4 protein-coding genes are annotated in these 3062 nt (G+C 71.3%); 2 read left to right on the top strand and 2 right to left on the bottom strand.

Translation table 11 applies throughout. The features are described from left to right. Positions 1-249, top strand: a 249-nt coding sequence (locus ASG00_RS18415; RefSeq protein WP_156456253.1) for a GNAT family N-acetyltransferase, incomplete at its 5' end; no start/stop codon positions are given. A gap of 31 nt (positions 250-280) precedes the next feature. Here the strand turns inward: ASG00_RS18415 and deoC are convergent. Together deoC and trhO are read right to left on the bottom strand one after the other, a co-directional pair. Then, on the bottom strand, positions 281-946 hold the full coding sequence (gene deoC / locus ASG00_RS12130; protein WP_056209919.1) for a deoxyribose-phosphate aldolase: 666 nt from the start codon (positions 944-946) through the stop codon (positions 281-283). A 30-nt stretch (positions 947-976) separates the two neighbouring features. Continuing rightward, on the bottom strand, positions 977-1933 hold the full coding sequence (gene trhO, locus ASG00_RS12135; RefSeq protein WP_056209920.1) for an oxygen-dependent tRNA uridine(34) hydroxylase TrhO: 957 nt from the start codon (positions 1931-1933) through the stop codon (positions 977-979). Positions 1934-1983: 50 nt separating this feature from the next. On the opposite strand from trhO, the gene ASG00_RS12140 reads away from it, so the two are divergent. After that, the gene (locus ASG00_RS12140; RefSeq protein ID WP_056209922.1) at positions 1984-2934 is read left to right on the top strand and encodes an aldo/keto reductase; all 951 of its coding nucleotides are present in this window, start codon (positions 1984-1986) and stop codon (positions 2932-2934) included. Positions 2935-3062 lie beyond the last annotated feature (128 nt).

The raw sequence follows: 3062 nt of genomic DNA on the forward strand, positions 1-3062 counted from the left end.
CACTGGCTCACCCACGCCTCGACCTGGGCTCTCGGGGACTACTGCTACCTCGAAGACCTCTACGTCTCACCTGACGCCCGCGGCACGGGCGCCGGCCGCGCACTGATCGCGCACGTGCGCGACTGGGCCGCAGAACACGGCGCCGCGAAGGTCTACTGGCTCACCGCCGAGGGCAACACGACCGCGCGCACCCTCTACGACCGCGTCGCCGCCGACACCGGATTCGTGCACTACGAGATCGAGCTCTGACTCCCCCGCCGGACCCGCGCAGCGCCCGGACTCAGTAGCCGGCCGCCGCGGTCTCGTCGGCGAGGATCGCGCGCGTGCTCGAGAGCCCGAGACGCGTCGCGCCGGCCGCGATCATGGCCTCAGCGTCCTCGCGCGTGCGGATGCCGCCCGACGCCTTGACTTCGAGGCGATCGCCGACCGTCTGCTTCATGAGGCGCACGGCATGCACCGTCGCGCCCCCGGTCGGGTGGAAGCCGGTCGACGTCTTCACGAAGTCGGCCCCGGCCCGCTCTGCCGCCTGGCACACGGCCACGATCGCGTCATCGGACAACGCGGCCGACTCGATGATGACCTTCAGCACCACCGGCCGGGGCGCGGCATCCCGAACCGCACGGATGTCGCCCTCGACGGCGTCGTAGCGGCCTTCGATCGCGGCACCCACGTCGATCACCATGTCGATCTCGTCGACGCCCTGCGACGCGGCGAGCCGAGCCTCGGCCGCCTTGATCGACGAGTGGTGCTTGCCGCTCGGGAATCCGACCACGACCGCGAGCTTGAGACCCTCGGGCACCTCGACCGGGATAACCGACGGCGACAGGCACACGCTGTAGGTGCCGAGCTCGGCCGCCTCCGCGATGGTCGCCGCCACATCAGCGGACGTCGCCTCGGGCTTGAGCAGCGTGTGATCGACGTAGCGGGCGAGGTTCTGAGTGGTCATGGTTCTCCTTGTGGGGGTGGACGAGGAAGCTCAGCGGGCGGCGACGACGGCGTGCGACGCGCACCGCGCGGCATCCGTCTCGCTGCAGGCGGCGCACTGCACGACCCGCACCTTGCAGGCGTCGTCGGCGCAGTTGACCATGCGGGACTCCGGCGCGCCGCAGGTGGCGCATGCGCCGATCACGGCGGGCCGCTCGCCGAACGCGACCGATCCGCGCCCGTCGAAGACGTAGAGCGATCCGTCCCACAGGCCGGTGTTGCCGAAGCTCTCGCCGTAGCGCACGATGCCGCCGTCGAGCTGGTACACCTCGCCGAATCCGCGGGCGACCATCAGGCTCGACAGCACCTCGCAGCGGATGCCGCCGGTGCAGTACGTCACCACGGGTTTGCCTTTGAGGTGGTCGTAGCGACCGGAGTCGAGCTCGGCGACGAAGTCGCGGGTGGTGGTGACATCCGGCACGATCGCCCCACGGAATCGGCCGATCTCTGCCTCGAAGGCATTGCGCCCGTCGAAGAACACGACGTCGTCTCCGCGCCGCGCCACCAGGTCGTGCAGGGCGCCGGGCGTGAGGTGGGTGCCGCCGCCGATCACGCCGTCCGCGTCGACCCGCAGCTCTCCCGGCGCGCCGAACGTGACGATCTCGTCGCGCACCTTCACCGACAGGCGCGGGAAGTCGAGGCTGCGGCCGTCGGCGTCGAGGCCGGTGCCCTCCGACCACTTCAGGTCGATGCCGCGGAAGGGCGCATACTCCTTGAGCTTGCGCGCGTAGCGCTTCATCGCGGCGAGATCGCCGCCGACGGTGCCGTTGATGCCCTGGGTCGAGAGCAGGATGCGCCCGCGCAGCCCGAGCGACTCGCACAGGTCGCGCTGCCACAGACGCACGGCCTCCGGGTCCGCGAGCGGCGCGAACCGGTAGAAGAGGAGGATCTTGGCGTGGGGCACCGAGCCATCGTACGGCGCCGGGGCGGCCGCGACATCCGGCGTCATCGTGGAGACATCCCGGGAATACCGCCCGGCCCGCCCGCCTTGTCGCGAGTATGACGCGCATCGGAACCAGCGACCTCGACATCCTCCCCCTCGCCCTCGGCGGCAACGTGTTCGGCTGGACGGCCGACCGCGACGCCTCATTCGCCGTGCTCGACGCGTTCAGCGCAGGCGGCGGCGACTTCATCGACACCGCCGACTCGTACAGCGCCTGGGTGCCCGGCAACAGCGGCGGCGAGAGCGAGACGATCATCGGCGCGTGGCTCGCCGACCGGAAGCCACAGGGCGTGACCGTCGCGACGAAGGTCAGCCAGCACCCCGACTTCCGCGGACTCGCCGCGAGTACCGTCCGCGCCGCCGCCGAGGCGTCGCTGGGCCGACTCGGCGTCGAGGCGATCGACCTCTACTACGCGCACTTCGACGACGAGACCGTGCCGCTCGAGGAGACGGTCGCGGCCTTCGGCGCGCTCGTCAGCGACGGTCTCGTGCGCTACGTCGCCGTCTCGAACTACTCGCCCGAGCGCATCCAGCAGTGGATCGACATCGCCACAGAGACCGGCGTCGCCCTGCCCGTCGCGGTGCAGCCGCACTACAACCTCGTGCATCGCAACGACGTCGAGGCGGGCATCATCCCGGTCGCCGAGCGCAACCACCTCGGTCTCGTGCCGTACTACGCGCTCGCGAGCGGATTCCTGACGGGCAAGTACCGGTCGACGGATGCCGCGGGCCAGGCCTCGCCCCGCGCGCAGGGCGCGGCGAAGTATGCGACGACGCAGGGTCTCGCGATCATCGACGCGCTCGAGGGCATCGGCGCCGCCCACGGCGTCTCGATCGCGGCGACGGCACTGGCCTGGCTGCGTGCGCAACCGACGGTCGTCGCGCCGATCGCGAGCGCATCGCAGGTCGCGCAGGTGCCCGACCTGCTCGACGGCGCCCGTGTGGAGCTGACCGCGGCCGAGGTCGCGGAGCTCGACCGCGTCTCCACCTGGACGCCGGCCTCCTGACGACGTCGCGCGGGCACTGACCGACCCGCGCGGCGCGGGCGGCGACCGACCCCGATAGCCTCGACTCGCACGACCGACGCGACGAGGCGAAGGAGACACCGTGGCCACCCACACCGTGACGAATCAGG

This window comes from Microbacterium sp. Leaf351 (assembly GCF_001423825.1).
Taxonomy (GTDB): Bacteria; Actinomycetota; Actinomycetes; order Actinomycetales; family Microbacteriaceae; genus Microbacterium; species Microbacterium ginsengisoli.

Coding starts and splice junctions, on each gene's coding strand:
- ASG00_RS12140 (WP_056209922.1), top strand. CDS start 1,984: ATGACGCGCATCGGAACCAGCGACCTCGACATCCTCCCCCTCGCCCTC.
- deoC (WP_056209919.1), bottom strand. CDS start 946: ATGACCACTCAGAACCTCGCCCGCTACGTCGATCACACGCTGCTCAAG.
- trhO (WP_056209920.1), bottom strand. CDS start 1,933: ATGACGCCGGATGTCGCGGCCGCCCCGGCGCCGTACGATGGCTCGGTG.